Source organism: uncultured Chryseobacterium sp. (genome assembly GCF_936933875.1).
GTDB lineage: Bacteria > Bacteroidota > Bacteroidia > Flavobacteriales > Weeksellaceae > CAKZIK01.
Window position 1 is genome coordinate 51918 of sequence record NZ_CAKZIK010000014.1, and the last position, 17014, is coordinate 68931.

A 17014-nucleotide genomic window follows, 5' to 3' on the forward strand; every position below is an offset into this window, starting at 1 on the left:
ATAGTGTATTGAAATAAAAAGGGCGGAAAAAATCGAAGATTTTTTCCGCCCAATAAAACCCAAATCAAATAAACTATGAAAAAAAACTATTTGGGTTCCATTATGCTGATTGGAATAATGCACTCTTCCAGTGATATTCCACCGTGTTGATACGTTTCTTTATAATAATTCACAAAGTGATTGTAATTTTTAGGATAAGCTAAAAATGTATTGTTCTTCGCAAAAATGTATTTCGAACTCAAATTTCCCTTCGGTAAGAAAAGTTTTTCAGGCTGCGTTACGGCCCAAACATCTTTGTCGTCGTACGTTAAACTTCTTCCGGTTTTGTAACGGATGTTCGTGGAAGTTTCTCGGTCTCCAACAACCTGACTCGGTTTTTTCACGTAAATCGTTCCATGGTCGGTTGTAATGACCAGTTTAAATCCACTTTCCGAAGCCTGTTTAATAATCTTCATCAAAGAAGAGTTTTCAAACCAATTATATGTTAAAGAACGGAAAGTTTTGTCATCGCGAATCAATTGGTCGATAATATGATTATCGGTTTTCGCGTGAGATAAAATATCGATAAAGTTGTACACAATCACCAATAAATCATTGTTTTTATGCTGATTGAAATCATCCGAAATTTTTCTTTCGAAATCTGCATTCAAAATTTTCAGATATTTCATTGATTTTGATGAAAGTCCCAGACGCTTCATCTGGTCTTCCAGAAAATCTCTTTCGTGCTCGTTTTTGTTTCCTTCTTCATTATCATTAAACCAATATTGTGGGAATCTTTTTTCAATTTCCGAAGGCATTAAACCTGCAAAAAATGAATTTCTCGCGTACTGCGTTGCCGTTGGTAAAATACTGAAGTAATAATCTTCTGAAGTTTTATTGTAAAATCTCGTGAATAAAGGTTCGATGACTTTCCATTGGTCGTAACGAAGGTTATCAATCATTAGAAGCAAAACTTTTTGTTTCTCAACTTCAGTTTTTACTTTGTCTTTGAACAAAGTATGACTCATCATTGGTTTTTCATTGCTCTGCAACCATTCTTCGTAATTGTTCTCGATGAATTTTGCAAATTGAATGTTCGCCTCTTCCTTTTGAGACTGAAGCAAATCAGCGAATTCATTATCAAAAACGCGGTCGAACTTAATTTCCCAGTTCAGGATTTTCTTGTAATATTCTGCCCAATCCTGATAAGTTCTCAGGTAAGAAAGTTCCATCGAGAGATTACGAAACTCTTGCTGATATTCCAAAATGGTTTTTTGCTCTACCAAAATTTCTTCCTGAAGATTTTTCTTTAATGAAAGCAACACCTGATTCGGATTTACAGGCTTCAGAATATAATCTGAAATCTGGGAACCAATCGCCTGTTCCATAATATGTTCCTCCTCATTTTTAGTCACCATCACAATTTTCAGGGTGCTGTCTTTCTCTTTAATCATCGGGATGGCTTCAATACCGGTAATTCCTGGCATATTTTCATCCAGCAAAGTCAGCTGAAATTTCTCATTGTCAATAAGTTCCAGTGCTTCGTTGACGTTATTAACGGGCGTTACGTTGTAGCCTTTGTTTTCAAGAAATACGATATGCGGTTTCAGTAAATCCACTTCATCATCTATCCATAAAATCTTTCCTGCCATTATTCTTTTTTTGAATTTTAAATCCATCAAAAATACGACCAAAAGCTCTTAAAATTTGCCCAAAAATTGGTTGACAAAAGTTAAATATTAGTTAATCATTATTTTTACTTATCCTCATTCTAACAACTCAATTTTCCCTAAATTTGTAGCTTATTGCTTATCACTTTACACTAATAATGCAGAACAAACTGAAAATTATCAATGACCCGGTTCACGGATTTATCAAAATACCTTACGAAATCTTATTTGATGTAATTGAGCATCCCTATTTTCAGCGTTTGCGCAGAATTTCACAGACCGGACTTTTAAATTTAATTTTTCCTGGAGCGACACATACGAGATTTCATCATGCTTTAGGTGCGATGCATTTGATGTTTACAGCTTTGGAAACTTTAAAACTGAAAGGTGTAGAAATTTCCAGGGAGGAAGAAAAAGCGGCAACTTTAGCGATTTTGATGCACGATATTGGTCATGGTCCTTTTTCGCACGCTTTGGAAAATATGTTGATGGAAGATTGGCATCATGAAAAGCTTTCATTGTTGTTAATGAATGACCTGAACAGAGAATTGGATGGTGAACTGACGATGGCAATAGAAATGTTTCAAGGGAAATATCATCGGAAGTTTTTCAATCAGTTGATTTCTTCTCAACTAGATGTGGACCGTTTGGATTATTTGAAACGCGACAGTTTCTACACCGGGGTTTCCGAAGGTAATGTCAATACGCAAAGGATTATTTCGATGATGAATGTTACAGATGATCAACTTGTAATTGATGCGAAAGGAATTTATTCCATTGAAAATTTTTTAACGGCGAGAATGTTCATGTATTGGCAAGTTTATTACCATAAAACTTCGGCTTTGGCAGAGCATCTTTTGGTGAAAATTTTGGACCGCGCAAAAACTTTAGTTTCGGAAGGAAAAGAACTGAAAGCTTCAGATAATTTAAAATATTTCCTCGAAAAAAATAAGTTCGTTCGTGCCACAAAAGAAGATATCCAAAGATTTACAGAGTTGGATGATAACGATATAATTCAGGCGATGAAATTTTGGACAAAAAGTGATGATTTTATCCTTTCTTATCTGTGTAAATGTGTTATTCAAAGGAATTTTCCGAAGACAATGATTTCTTCAAAACCTTTCGAAAAAGATTTTGTTGAAGATAAAATTGCCAAAACAAACGCTTTCTTCAATATTGAAAATGGAGCGGAACTCGTGGATGAAATTTCAAGAACGCTGCTTCCGTACAATACCGAAAAACAGCCGATTCATCTTCTTCCCAAAAATGGTGAAAAATTCAGATTGGAAAATTCTGAAAATCAAATACTTTCTGCGTTTATCAATCAGCCTAATACAAAATATATTCTGTCTTTTCCAAGAGAGATTTAATTAGAGCCGAATCGGTTCAGTTTTTGCCGTTACTTTCAAAATTTGAAGTAATGAGAAAAGTTCTGTTGGTTCTGAGTGGTCTTTTTGTCATTTCCTGCATAAAGCAAAATTCTTCACAAAACACCTTCAAACAAGCTGTCAAAAAGGATTCCGTAGCGGTTAAAACACATAAAATTTCTGATAGTCCGACTATAGAGAATAAATCAGAAATAAAAATTGTTGAGGAAGAAAAGGGAGATCGAGAAATAAACCCAGAAGAAAGTCAAGACAAAAATACCGGCGAAGCCGATGCAGCTTTTCAGTGGAAAGCCAATCAAAAATTGGAAAAATTACTCAAACACTTTGGCAAAAATATTCCCGGGTATTATGGCGGAGCTTTTATCAACGATTCCGGTGACCTGGAAATAAATTTATTTGGAGATACGGCTAAAGGAAAAAGGGAAATTATTAAGATTATTGGCAGTGAAAACGTGCATTTCCACACGCAAAAATATTCTTATAATGAGCTCAATAAATTAATGACTTTCCTGAACGATTTTGCTCAGAATCCCGCAAATAAAAACTATGCGAAAAACATGTCTTTTTGGTGGGTGATGGAAAAAGAAGGATACATTCAAATGGGTTTGTTGGACAATAGTCCGGAAAAAATAAAGGAATTCAAAGCACACATTCATAATTCCCCCGCTATTAAATTTGTGAAATCAAGCGGAATTATATTGCAGTAAAAACACACGTTTTTAGGCGTTTAAAATTCTTAAAATTACGTTGTGTAAACCATATTTTCTTATCTTTGCAGGATATGGAATTTACAGCATCTCAGATTGCAGGTTTTATTAACGGACGTATCATTGGCGACGAAAACGCCTTGATTACGGGCGTTTCTCCAATTGAAAGTGGTGAACAAGGACATCTTTCTTTCGTAGCCCAGGAAAAATTTGCACCATTTATCGATTCTTCGAAATGTTCTGTTCTGATTGTTTCCGAAAAACTTTTAACCGACAAAACCTTTAATGCAACCATTATCGCTGTGGAAGATGCATACCTTTCTTTTCAGGTTCTGATGAATCTTTATCAGCAAATGAGAGGAAAAAAATCCGGAATTGAAGAAGGTTCTTTCTTCCACGAGAGTTCTCTAATCGGTGAAGATGTTTACGTGGGAGCATTTTCTTACGTCTCGGAAAAGTCTAAAATCGGCGACGGTTCTCAAATTTTCCCGCAGGTTTTCATTGGTAAAAATGTGAAAATAGGTAAGAATTGTATCATTTACAGTGGCGCAAGAATTTATGATTTCTGTGTTTTAGGAGACAACTGTATCATCCATTCCAACACCGTTATCGGTTCAGACGGTTTCGGCTTTCAGCCAACGAAAGACGGTTTCCAAAAAATTCCACAATTAGGAAATGTAGTTTTGGAAGACGATGTTGAAATTGGCTCGAACTGTTCAATAGACAGGGGAACTATAGGTTCTACCATCATTGGAAAAGGAACCAAAATCGATAATTTGATTCAAATTGCACATAATGTAAAAATCGGTCAGAACAACGTTATTGCTGCTCAAGCCGGAATTGCAGGTTCTACCGTAATTGGCGACTGGAACCAAATTGGAGGTCAGGTTGGAATTGTAGGACACATCATTATCGGAAATCAAGTGAAAATCCAGGCTCAAAGTGGTGTGAATTCAAGCACTAAAGACGGCGAAATTTTGTATGGTTCTCCTGCGATTGCTGCAAGCGATTATCGTAGAAATTACGTTCATTTCCGCAACCTTACTGACATCGTAAAACGGATAGACCAACTAGAAAATAACTCAAAAGAAAACACTGATGAGTGATAAACAAAAAACACTTAAAGAAGAAGTATCGCTTTCGGGAATTGGACTTCACACTGGAAGAGAAGTTAATCTTACCATTAAACCGGCAAAAGAAAATACAGGTTTTGTTTTCGTAAGAACCGATTTGGAAGGTCATCCGCAAGTGGAAGCCGACGTAAATTACGTTACTACAACCGAACGCGGAACCACCCTTGAAAAATTGGGCGTAAGAATTCACACTTGCGAACATTTACTTGCAGCGTTGGTTGGATGTGATATTGATAACGCAATTTTGGAAATGAATTCTGCAGAACCACCAATTTTGGACGGTTCTTCTAAATTTTTCGTTGAAGCCATTGAAAAAGCAGGTGTTGAAGAACAGCTGCAACCTCGAGAATATTTAGTGATAAAAGAAGTGATGAATTTCGTTGACCCTGCAACAGGTTCAGAAATTACCATTATTCCTTCTGAAAACTACGAAATTACAACCATGGTAGATTTTGGGACCAAAGTTTTGGGAACTCAAAATGCTACTTTAAAAGATATTACCGAATTTAAAGAAGAAATTTCTTCAGCAAGAACATTCAGTTTCCTTCATGAGCTGGAAATGCTTTTGGATGCAGGTTTAATTAAAGGTGGAGATATTTCGAACGCCATCGTTTATGTGGACAAAGAATTAACTCCTGAAACAGCGGATAAACTCAAAAAAGCTTTCGGTAAAGATGATGTAACCATCCTGCCAAACGGAATTTTAGATAACCTTACTTTAAATTATCCAAATGAAGCCGCCCGTCACAAATTGCTTGATATTATTGGTGATTTGGCTTTAACAGGCGTAAAAATTAAAGGGAAAGTTATTGCCAACAAACCGGGACATTTTGTGAACACCCAGTTTGCAAAAAAACTTAACCGTCAGTGGAAACTTCAGAAAAAGAAAAACGTTCCGGATTTCGATTTAACCAAAGAACCGGTGTTCGATATCAACGGCATCATGAAATTGCTGCCACACAGACCACCATTCTTATTAATTGATAAGATTTTAGAACTTTCTGACTCTCATGTGGTTGGATTGAAAAATGTTTCGATGAACGAACCTTTTTTTGTTGGACATTTCCCTAAAGAACCGGTAATGCCGGGAGTTTTACAAATTGAAGCAATGGCTCAAACCGGAGGAATTTTAGTTCTGGCGAACGTTCCTGATCCGGAAAATTATTCTACCTATTTCGTGAAAATCGATAATGTGAAATTCAAGAAAAAAGTAGTTCCGGGTGATACATTAATTTTCAAAATTGAATTAATGGAACCTATCCGAAGAGGAATTGTTCACATGCAGGGTTACGGTTATGTTGGAGACAGCGTTGTGGTAGAAGCAGAATTAATGGCACAGGTTGCGAAAACAAAAGTTGACTGATGATACACCAATTAGCTGCTGTTGACAAAAGAGCAAAAATCAAAAAAAATGTCATCGTAGAACCTTTTACGACGATTGCAGGAGACGTAGAAATTGGTGAAGGAACCTGGATTGGTCCGAATGTTACCATTATGGACGGTGCGAGAATCGGTAAAAACTGCCGAATTTTTCCGGGAACTGTAATTTCTGCTATTCCTCAGGATTTGAAATTCGACGGAGAAGATACTCAGGTGATTATTGGCGACGGTACTACGATTAGAGAATGCGTGACGATTAACCGCGGTACCAAAGCTTTAGGTTATACCAAAATCGGGAAAGACTGTCTCATTATGGCAACTTCTCACATCGCACACGATTGCGTTATTGGAAACAATGTTATCATCGTGAACGGTTGTGGAATTGCAGGTCACGTAGAGATTGGCGACCACACTGTAATGGGAGGACTTTCTGCAGTGCATCAGTTTGGAAAAATCGGAAGACACGTGATGATTTCCGGAGGAACTTTGGTGAGAAAAGATATTCCGCCTTACGTAAAAGTGGCGAGAGAACCGATGTCTTATGCCGGAATTAATTCTGTAGGTTTAAGAAGAAGAGGTTTTACGAACGAAAAGATTTTCGAAATTCAAAAAATTTACCGTCAGATTTTCCAGATGAAAATGAACGTTACACAAGCAATGGGCGTTATAGAAAAAGAAATGCTTCCAACGGCTGAACGCGACGAAATTTTGGAATTCATCAAAAATTCTCCTCGAGGAATTGTAAAAGGCTACGGAACGGGTAAAGAATAATTATTCAAAATTCAAAATTCAAAATTCAAAATTCAAAATTTTTATAATAAATGGCAACAAGTAACGATATCAGAAAAGGATTATGTATTGAGTACAGCAACGATATCTACAAAGTAATTGAGTTTCTTCACGTGAAGCCCGGAAAAGGTCCTGCTTTTGTAAGAACAAAACTGAAATCAGTAACCAACGGAAAAGTAATCGACAATACTTTTTCAGCAGGTCATAAAATTGATGAGGTAAAAGTAATCACCAGAAAATTCCAGTATCTTTATGATGATGAAAACGGTTTCCATTTCATGAATAACGACGATTTCTCTCAGTTGTATATCAACAAAGAAATGATTGAAAATGCGCAGTTTATGAAAGCAGGAGAAGAAGTAACCATCATTTTGAAGGAAGCTGACGAAACTCCACTTTCTGCGGAAATTCCACCTTCAGTTTATCTTGATGTCATTGAAGCAGACCCGGGTGTAAAAGGAAACACAGCAACTAATGCTCTTAAAAATGCTATCGTTGAAACCGGAGCAAGAGTAATGGTTCCATTGTTCATTGAACCAGGAGACAAAATTAAAGTAAACACCGAAGACGGTTCTTACTTGGAAAGAGTAAAATAAAATAAGCTGGAAGAGGGAAGATGGAAGTTAGAAGTTCTCCCTTTTCTGCATATTTCTTAAAATTATGCAGTTTCAAAATCCGCAGACTTTAAAATCGATTGCAGAACTCATCGGAGCCAAAATGATTGGTGACGAAAATTTTCCTGTTTTGGGAACCAACGAAATTCACATGGTTCAGAATGGGGAAATTGTTTTTGTAAACCACCCGAAATATTACGACAAAGCCCTTAATTCTCCGGCAACTATTATTCTTATTGATAAAGAAGTGGAAGCTCCGGAAGGAAAAGCGCTTTTGGTTTCGCACGACCCTTTTAGGGATTTCAATAAAATCAACACTCATTTTACAAGGATTTATAATTTTTCTGAAGAACTTCACGATGTTGAAATTGGTGAAGGAACGAAAGTTCATTCTTCAGCTGTGATTGGAAACAATGTGAAGATTGGTGAAAATTGCATGATCTTCCCGAATGTTGTCATTGGTGACAGAACTGAAATTGGCGATAATGTTATCATACAGAGCAATACCGTTTTGGGAGGCGACGCTTTCTATTACAGAAAACTCAATGGAAACTTCGACAGATTAATTTCAGTTGGAAATGTTGTGATTGAAAACAATGTAGAAATCGGGAACGGTTGTACGATTGACCGTGGCGTTACGGCTTCAACCATTATTGGAGAAGGTTCTGTTTTGGATAATCAAATCCAAATTGGCCATGATACGGTGATTGGAAAAAAGTGTCTTATTGCTTCCCAGTGTGGAATTGCAGGTTGTTGCGTTATTGAAGATGAAGTAACAATTTGGGGACAGGTTGGAATGGCTTCCGGAGTCCGTGTTGAAAGCGGAACTGTTCTTCTAGGAAAAACCGGCGTCAACAAAGATTTGAAAAAAGGAACTTATTTCGGTCCTTTGGCTGAAGAATTTAAGGATTATCTTAAAAAAGAGGTGAAACTCAAAAACTTGAAATAGATTTTCAGTTCAGGTTTTTATTAAGTATTTTTGTAAATAATTAATCTAATAAATAAAATTCCGAAAGGAAAATAAACAAAAAAAAACATGTCAGTATTAGTAAACAAAGATTCAAAAGTAATTGTACAGGGATTTACCGGTAACGAAGGAACATTCCACGCAGAACAGATGATTGAATACGGAACCAACGTTGTAGGTGGTGTAACTCCTGGAAAAGGAGGTTCAGAACACCTTGGAAAGCCTGTTTTCAACACTGTTGCAGAAGCTGTGGAAAAAGCGGGAGCTAATGTTTCTATTATTTTCGTACCACCTGCGTTTGCTGCTGATGCCATCATGGAAGCTTCAGAAGCCGGAATTAAGGTAATCGTTTGTATTACGGAAGGTATTCCTGTTGCAGACATGGTAAAAGTAAAATCTTATATCGCAGACAGAGATTGCAGATTAATCGGTCCAAACTGTCCTGGAATTATCACTTCTGATGAAGCGAAAATCGGAATTATGCCAGGTTTTGTTTTCAAAAAAGGGAGAGTAGGTATTGTATCAAAATCAGGAACTTTAACATATGAAGCTGCAGATCAGGTTGTAAGAGCTGGTTACGGAGTTTCTACTGCAATTGGTATTGGTGGTGACCCAATTATCGGAACTACTACAAAAGAAGCTTTAGAATTGTTCCTTAACGACCCGGAAACAGATGCTGTTGTAATGATTGGAGAAATTGGAGGTTCTTTGGAAGCTGAAGCTGCAAGATTCTACAAAGAAAGCGGTTCTACAAAACCAGTTGTAGGATTTATCGCTGGGCAAACTGCACCAAAAGGTAGAACAATGGGACACGCCGGAGCTATCGTTGGTGGAGCAGAAGATACAGCACAGGCAAAAATGGCCATCATGAGAGAAAACGGAATTAACGTTGTAGATTCTCCAGCTGATATCGGCGAAACTGTTGCTAAAGTTTTAGGATAAACAAATCAAAACACAGAATATGAAAAAACTATTTTTGGGAACAGCACTTTTGGCTACAGTAGCTGCAAGTGCACAAATCGATTTAAGCAGTACAAGATTCGGTCTTACCGTTGGTGGCAACTATGCTCGTGTAAGTAATGCACACAATCCTTCTGGACCGAGATTTGCGGTTCAGGCAGGAGCTTTGGCATTAATTCCTATTGATAATAACGACCAGTTTTATCTTCAGCCGGAAGTTGTTTATTACGGAGCGGGTGAAACTGGAAAAGATCCTGATTTTAAAGACAGTCCTTATTATGACGCGGTTTACGCAGATAATTACATCAGCGTTCCTGTTTATTTTAAGGGATATTTTTCTGAAGCAGAATCCGAGTTTTATGGTTTAATCGGTCCTAGATTTAGTTTTTTATTGAATCAGAATATTAAAAATGCTCCACAAAGATATACCGTGGAAGGAGATGGAACAGTAAACGGGAAAGCAGCAGCTTTTAACTTCGGTATTGGAGTTGGATTAGGTTTCAGCTACAAACGACAGTTAGAATTGGCTTTGAAGTATGATCTTGGTCTTTCCAATACATATCCAAATATGGTAGAATCTGCAACTGGAGATCCGAACACAGAGAAAAAAAAATCTCAACAGGTTCTTAGTGTAGGTTTGAGCTACATTTTTGAATAATTTTTCTGAAGAAAAATAGTACACAAAAAACTCCGGCGCCTTTGGCGCCGGAGTTTTTTTATACACTATATTTATAAGCCAAAATACTAACAAATCAACTTCTAATCCACTTCCACAATTCCTTCGCTGTCGCTTTGTTTCCGTACATTAAAATTCCCACTCTGTACACTTTTGCAGCAATATAAACCATCAAAAGGGTAAAAGCCAATAAAAGGAAAATCGACAGCGCAATTTGCCAGGCCGGAACTCCAAACGGAATTCTCGCAATCATCGCTACAGGCGACGTAAACGGAATAATAGAAAGCCAAAAGCCAAGCGGACCATCAGGATTATTCATAATCGTGAAACTTCCGTACATTCCCAACATTAAAGGAATAATAGCGAAAAGGGTAAACTGCTGCGTCTCGGTTTCGTTGTCAACTGCAGAACCAATTGCGGCGTACATCGAGCTGTAGAAAATATATCCCAAAAGGAAAAAAATAATGAATACGAATATAATCAAAGGGAAATTCATATCCAGAAGCGTATGCGAAATCTCGGTTGCATATTGCTGAATATCAAATTTTTCTACCACTTCTGCCGATTGTTCTCCACCAGGAATTTGATTTTTCATAGCTGCAAAACCGGTATTCAAAAATAATGCTCCAATCACACTCATTGTAATCCAAACTGCAAATTGAGTCAATGCGACTAAAGTTACACCTAAGATTTTTCCCATCATTAATTCAAAAGGTTTTACTGATGAAATAATAATTTCGACAACGCGGTTGTTTTTTTCTTCCAGAACACTTCGCATCACACGAACGCCGTAAATAATGATAAACATGAAAGTTGCGTACATCAAAACCATACTCAGTCCGGATTTTACGCCGAAAGCCAAATCACTGTCGCCCTGATTATTTTCCACAACATTTTGCATCTTCAAATCGAAGTTTTTGTCCAAATCTGTCAGTTGGTCTTCCTTCAGTCCTAAAGATTTTATTTTTTCTTTTTTGATGACATTCGATAGGTCGGATGAAACCATCATCTTCGTGTCAAAACCAATTTTTTTGTTTACCAAAAGTTTAGTGTCTTTTTCCAGTTGGTCGAAATTTTGGTCTTTCAATTCCGGTAACACCAAAAGCCCGTCAATTCCGGGCATATCTTTCAGCGCTGTTTCCAAAGATTTTTCTGTATTCGTAGGAACGTAAACGTATTTTATTTTCTTGTCAGATTTTAGCTGACCCGTAAAAATTCCGCTTTTGTCAACAACGTTAAAGGTATAAGAACTTTCGTTGGCTTTAAACATAAACGCAATCAAAGCGCCGAAACCAATCATCAAAAGAGGAGCAAGAAGCGTTAAAATGATGAACGATTTTTTCTTCACCTGTGTCAAAAATTCGCGCTTTGTAATAAGGATAATGTTCTTCATGGCTTAATTGTTTGCGCTTACAGCATTAATAAATACTTCGTTCATGCTCGGAATTTTCTCGTCAAAACTTCGGATTTTTCCTACTTTCAAAAGCTCGCTCACCAACAGATTTTGGTCGCTGTCGTTTTTCATGTCGAATGAAACCAATCCGTTTTCAATCACATAATCTGAAATATGGAACTGACCTCTCAATTTTTCAAAATTTTCGCTGTTCACGTCAGAAAGCGTTACGCCGAAAATATTTTTCTTGAATTTCTCTCTGACATCAAACACTTTTCCGTCCAGAATTTTCTTAGAATTGTTAATCAAAGCCACATAATCGCACATTTCTTCCACACTTTCCATACGGTGGGTTGAAAGAATAATGGTAGTTCCTTTTTGCTTTAAATGAAGAATTTGGTCTTTAATTAAATTCGCATTTACTGGGTCAAAACCCGAGAAAGGTTCATCCAGAATCAGCAATTTAGGTCTATGTAAAACCGTTACCACAAACTGAATTTTCTGCGCCATTCCTTTGGAAAGTTCGGAAAGTTTTTTCTTCCACCATTGGTCAATCTGTAAAGTTTCGAACCAATATTTTGCTTCGTTCAAAGCATCATTTTTGGTCATTCCTTTCAGTTCTCCAAAATACAGAAGTTGGTCTCCGACAGTCATATTTTTGTACAAACCGCGTTCTTCAGGCATGTAACCGATGTCTTTGATGTGGTTTGGATTGAGTTGTTGTCCGTTGATAAAAACTTCACCGGAATCGGCTTGTGTAATTTGGTTGATAATCCGGATGAAGGTTGTTTTTCCTGCACCGTTTGGTCCAAGAAGTCCATAAACAGACGCTTCCGGAACATCGATATTAAAATCCTGCAACGCCAGTTTTTTTCCTGCGTTATAGGTTTTGGTAACGTGTTCTGCTTTTAGCATTTGAAATTAATCTTTGATGGATTAGTTTGAAAAATAAGGAATATGTTACGAAAATTCAAGAAAAATTCAGAACAAAATTATCTTTCCGCAAAAGTATTTTCCTGATAAAAAGTCTTCGTTTCTGCAATCAAAGCATCCATTTCTTCCAAAGTGAAAACTTCCAGAAATTTCTTTCTGAATTCTTTAAAATGCGGAACTCCACGGAAATAATTGCTGTAATGCTGTCTCATTTCAATGAGTCCGAGACGTTCGCCTTTCCATTCAGCACTCCATTCTGCGTGTTGACGAACAGCTAAAAGTCGGTCATCAATTGTTGGAGCAGGAAGTTTTTCTCCCGTTGCAAAAAAATGTTTGATTTCATTAAAAACCCAAGGATAACCAATCGCACCACGACCAATCATAATACCGTCGCAATCGTATTTTTGTCTGTATTCCAATGCTTTTTCGGGAGAATCAACATCGCCGTTTCCAAAGATCGGAATTTCGATATTCGGATTGTTTTTTACTTTCGAAATATAATCCCAATCGGCTTCACCTTTGTACATTTGGGAACGAGTTCTTGCGTGAATCGTTAAAGCTTTAATTCCAACTTCCTGCAATCTTTCGGCAACTTCCATAATGTTGATGGTAGAAGTATCCCAACCGAGTCTTGTCTTCACAGTAACCGGTAAATGTGTGGAATTTACAACGGCTTTGGTGAGACGAACCATCAAGTCGATGTCTTTCAAAACTCCGGCTCCTGCTCCTTTGCAAACCACTTTTTTTACTGGACAGCCAAAATTAATGTCCACCAAATCCGGGTTTACCGTTTCTACAATTTTTGCAGAAAGCGCCATGGCTTCTTCATCACCACCAAAAATTTGGATTCCAACCGGTCTTTCATAATCAAAAATATCCAGTTTTTTACGGCTTTTCATGGCATCACGAATTAAGCCTTCAGAAGAAATAAATTCCGAATACATCAAATCTGCACCATGCATTTTGCACAGTTTCCTGAAAGGCGGGTCCGAGACATCTTCCATTGGAGCCAAAAGTAACGGAAACTCAGGGAGTTCTATATTGCCGATTTTTACCATGGTGCAAAAATAAGCATTAATGAATAAATGCAATAATGTAAAAGTGTAGCAATTGGAAACCTTTAGATTGTTACATTAAAAAGAAGCTTTTACCTGCATCGAACCGATATGAATGGTTCTGTCGCCTGAATTTCTGCCTTCGTAATTTAGATTGAGTTGGATGAATGAGTTTAAAGCCTGTTGGAAAAATATACTCCAAACTTCGTTTTTACCCGGTTTTAAACCATCGAGCATTTGATTTCCGACGATGGAGAAATTTTCCCCTGTAAAATCGTTGTTGATAAATGAAAAACTTCCCCGAATAGAGGTTTTCTTTCTGTCCCACTGCAAACTTCCGGTTAAATCCAGCGCTTTTAGCCTTTCAATACCGTCAGTTCTTTTCTTCTGACGAAATGCTGAAGAAAGCTCTGCCTGAATGGTTTCTGTAAGTTTGTAGGTTGCTTTCGGTTTTGTTTCGAAATTATCCAGAATATAATCTCGGGAATTAAAAAGTTCCGATGCGTTTTCGATATGATGAACAGAGTTTTCCCAATCAATTCTAAAATCTTTGCTGAACCAATAACCAACATTTAGGAAATGTGAATTTTGACGCCTTTCTTCGTTGCTGAAATTGGCATTGATGAGATTGTCGTTCGCGATGAATCGGTAATTTCCGTTCCAGCCGGATCTTTCTGTGGGATTGAACTGTGCCGAAGCCAAAAAGTTCTGATTTTTCAGGATTTGGTCTTCGTTCTTTTCGAATGGACTCCAAACCAAAACCTTGTCTTTTTTATAAAACGAATTTTGTGAATTCAAAGAGATATTGAAATTCCATCGTTTCAAAAACGCATTTTCCGAGTTGAAAACCACGGATGGATTCACAAACAAACTCATCTGAAGTTTATTTTTATTCGAAGGGATATAATTCACGGTGTTCGTGTAAATCCTGATGTATTGAGCCAAATCTGCATATTCTGCAATTTCAAATTCGTCCAATTGCTGAATTCCGTCGCCGTTGTAATCAGTCCATTTATAAACGCCTTGTCCATCCGTCACTTTAATGTACTGAAATTCGCGCTGTGCTTCCTGACCGTTTCCGAGTTCGTAAAAAGCCTGCAAACGCATTCCGTTTCGGAATAATTGCTGATGGTACAAAATATTTCCAACCACAAAATCATTATTCAAATTTGCGGAAATGGTTTGGTTTTGATAATAAAATTTCCGATAGTGAATTAAACCGTTTAAAGTTGTTTTTTCAGTTTTAATAATCTGACTTTCAGCCATTAATCCTAAAATGTGATTCATGTTTTCCAACGAATTGTTTCTTACGGAATCGTTATCGCGGAAATAAATTTTGGTCAGCAATTTTGTTCTCGTAGAATCGCCAATTTTTTTCTGAAGAAAAATTTCTTTCCAACTGAAACTCGTTACATCCAGCTGATTGGTTTCGTTGAAGTTCTTCACATTGTGTTCCATGCTTCCGCCAACTGCCCAACTTCCTTTTTGTCCCGTAAATTCTGAAATAATGCCGCTTCTGATAAATTTTGTGTTCTGAAAAGTCGCTTTAGTATCGAGATAGGAGAAGTTCCCTTTTGTATTGAATTTCCCTTTTATCCAGCCAAAATCCAAATCGTTTTTAAAGCCTTTGTAAAAATCTTTTTCGTTGAGGTAATTGAGTCTGTAATTCAGGAAAGAAGGATTTTTCCATTGATTTAAAAAATTGAAAATCAATCGGTTTTGTGTCCTGTTATTGAATTCCTGAGCTAAATTGAAATCCCGCGAAAATTCAACATCATTAATTCTGTCCAGAATATGAAACTGCGAACTGATGTGCTGAAATTCAAAGCTTGGTGTTCCTTTCCAGTTTTTTTTGGTGAAAATTTTCTCACCGAAAATTCTTCCTGCGTATCCCAAATTTTCTTTGGAATCTTTGGAAGAAAACAAATTGATATCGTAATTGCTGAACGAGAAATCTGCTCCAATTTTTCCTTCGGGAATTTGATATTCCGCATTGGTCGAAAAAACGTTCGATTTTTGCGGCGACGGCAATTTTCGAACTGCGCGATAATCTCCCAAATTAGCTCCCACATATTCGAAAACACGACCGTTGTTGGTGGTTTGTTTTATTCTGTAATCACCCAAATTTTGTCCGAAATAGGTAAACGAAACCTGATAAAGTGTTGCTGTTTCGTCGGTAGAAAATTCGTAATAATTACCGTTTGCAGAAGCAATTTGCTGATACAGAATTTTGTTTACATCATATTCTGTAACTACGCCGGAAGCAGCATACATGAGTTCCGGATTGTTCCCTGCATTGGCGAGAATCTGCTCGTCTTCTTTGGATAAATTCAGCGAAAGCGGAGCGTTTTTGTTGTCGTTTTCAAGGAACCAATTTAAGCCGATTTTGAGTTTTTCTCTTTCATGCTGAACGCCGCCAGTAACCAAAAAACGGTTGTAGTTTCTGTTCGTGTAATTGTAAGAAACGGTAATGAAATTCTGTTTGAAAATAGGTCTGAAACTCGTGAAAGTTATTTCTCCGGTATTGTAATTAATGATGTAATCGAGGTTTTCGCCGCGTTTCATCAAAATTCCGTCAATATAAACCTGTTCCGAACCCGAAATAATGGTGATAAACTGTTCCCCGTTTCTACCGTTCAAACGATAAGGTCCCTGATTTCCTTCAACACCCTGAAAACGCACGCGATGAAATTCGCTTCTTGCAACTCCGGCGGAAATTCCTGCAAAAGTTTTGTTATCCGTTCCAAAAGCTGTCTGAAATTCCAGCCCCATGCTTCGTCTTTGGTAACGTCCGAAGTAGGTTTTATCATCCAGCAAATCCAAATGTCCGGCGCGAAGAATTGATTTTTCCTTAATATTCAGCTGCATGTAAATCTTGTCGAACTCTTCCAAAGTTTGCGTATAACCATCGGCTTGAATGGGCAAATTATGGTCGGAAATACTTGCTAAAACAGAAACATCTTTCGAAAGTTTTCCCGAAATCTGCAAATCCATCGAGCTTTGCACACTCTGTCCCTGATTGTTTCCAAACGTAATTCCGCGAATAATGGAGCCTTTCGAATTAAGATCTCCCAAAATTTTCGAACTCGAATTTTTGACGAGAACAGCTTCATCAACAATAACTTTATTATTAGTTTTGATAAAATCCAAGGTGTCGCGTACAAAAACGTCTTTTTCAATTTTTGCGGAAAGGATAGAGTCCTGTTTGGTAGAATCTTCGGGAAGGTTTGGATTTTTCCACGTGAAAATCTGTGCGTTAGTAAAAATTAACCCACTGAAAAACAGAAAAAAAGCTATAAAAATTCTCCTCAAATGTCTGTAAAACCTTTGTGTAAAAGTAACGAAATTATTTTGTGGAAATTGTGGATAC

At 37.2% G+C, this 17014-nt stretch carries 14 protein-coding genes; 9 read left to right on the forward strand and 5 right to left on the reverse strand.

The window, feature by feature from the left end; genetic code table 11:
• Positions 1–86: 86 nt before the first annotated feature.
• Positions 87–1631: a PglZ domain-containing protein gene (locus Q0252_RS01860; protein WP_297983087.1), complete on the reverse strand. Its 1545-nt coding sequence runs from the start codon at positions 1629–1631 to the stop codon at positions 87–89.
• Positions 1632–1807: 176 nt separating this feature from the next.
• On the opposite strand from Q0252_RS01860, the gene Q0252_RS01865 reads away from it, so the two are divergent.
• The 9 genes from Q0252_RS01865 (at position 1808) to Q0252_RS01905 (ending at position 10245) form a co-directional block, all read left to right on the forward strand.
• Positions 1808–3019 (forward strand): HD domain-containing protein, encoded by a 1212-nt coding sequence (locus Q0252_RS01865; RefSeq protein ID WP_297983088.1) that lies wholly within the window; start codon positions 1808–1810, stop codon positions 3017–3019.
• Between the two features lie 50 nt (positions 3020–3069).
• Positions 3070–3744: a hypothetical protein gene (locus Q0252_RS01870; protein WP_297983091.1), complete on the forward strand. Its 675-nt coding sequence runs from the start codon at positions 3070–3072 to the stop codon at positions 3742–3744.
• Positions 3745–3818: 74 nt separating this feature from the next.
• Positions 3819–4850, forward strand: a complete 1032-nt coding sequence (gene lpxD / locus Q0252_RS01875) for a UDP-3-O-(3-hydroxymyristoyl)glucosamine N-acyltransferase (RefSeq protein ID WP_297983094.1) — start codon at positions 3819–3821, stop codon at positions 4848–4850.
• A complete protein-coding gene (locus Q0252_RS01880; RefSeq protein WP_297983096.1) occupies positions 4843–6240 on the forward strand; it encodes a bifunctional UDP-3-O-[3-hydroxymyristoyl] N-acetylglucosamine deacetylase/3-hydroxyacyl-ACP dehydratase in 1398 nt (465 codons plus the stop codon). Before lpxD ends, Q0252_RS01880 begins: the two co-directional genes overlap by 8 nt.
• The gene (gene lpxA / locus Q0252_RS01885) at positions 6240–7028 is read left to right on the forward strand and encodes an acyl-ACP--UDP-N-acetylglucosamine O-acyltransferase (RefSeq protein WP_297983099.1); all 789 of its coding nucleotides are present in this window, start codon (positions 6240–6242) and stop codon (positions 7026–7028) included. Before Q0252_RS01880 ends, lpxA begins: the two co-directional genes overlap by 1 nt.
• Before the next feature lie 50 nt (positions 7029–7078).
• A complete protein-coding gene (gene efp / locus Q0252_RS01890) occupies positions 7079–7642 on the forward strand; it encodes an elongation factor P (protein ID WP_297983101.1) in 564 nt (187 codons plus the stop codon).
• Between the two features lie 64 nt (positions 7643–7706).
• On the forward strand, positions 7707–8609 hold the full coding sequence (locus Q0252_RS01895) for an LpxD N-terminal domain-containing protein (RefSeq protein ID WP_297983104.1): 903 nt from the start codon (positions 7707–7709) through the stop codon (positions 8607–8609).
• A gap of 87 nt (positions 8610–8696) precedes the next feature.
• Complete coding sequence (sucD, locus tag Q0252_RS01900) at positions 8697–9569, forward strand: succinate--CoA ligase subunit alpha (protein WP_297983107.1); 873 nt, start codon at positions 8697–8699, stop codon at positions 9567–9569.
• 19 nt (positions 9570–9588) lie between these two features.
• A complete protein-coding gene (locus Q0252_RS01905) occupies positions 9589–10245 on the forward strand; it encodes a porin family protein (protein ID WP_297983110.1) in 657 nt (218 codons plus the stop codon).
• Positions 10246–10339: 94 nt separating this feature from the next.
• Here Q0252_RS01905 and Q0252_RS01910 read toward each other — a convergent pair whose 3' ends face one another.
• From Q0252_RS01910 to Q0252_RS01925, 4 genes are all read right to left on the reverse strand, one after another.
• A complete protein-coding gene (locus tag Q0252_RS01910) occupies positions 10340–11656 on the reverse strand; it encodes an ABC transporter permease (protein WP_297983113.1) in 1317 nt (438 codons plus the stop codon).
• Positions 11657–11659: 3 nt separating this feature from the next.
• Complete coding sequence (locus Q0252_RS01915; protein ID WP_297983116.1) at positions 11660–12571, reverse strand: ABC transporter ATP-binding protein; 912 nt, start codon at positions 12569–12571, stop codon at positions 11660–11662.
• A 77-nt stretch (positions 12572–12648) separates the two neighbouring features.
• Positions 12649–13647, reverse strand: a complete 999-nt coding sequence (dusB, locus tag Q0252_RS01920) for a tRNA dihydrouridine synthase DusB (RefSeq protein WP_297983118.1) — start codon at positions 13645–13647, stop codon at positions 12649–12651.
• A 75-nt stretch (positions 13648–13722) separates the two neighbouring features.
• Entirely contained in the window at positions 13723–16956 is a 3234-nt protein-coding gene (locus Q0252_RS01925) for a hypothetical protein (protein WP_297983121.1), read from the reverse strand.
• Positions 16957–17014: the final 58 nt, after the last annotated feature.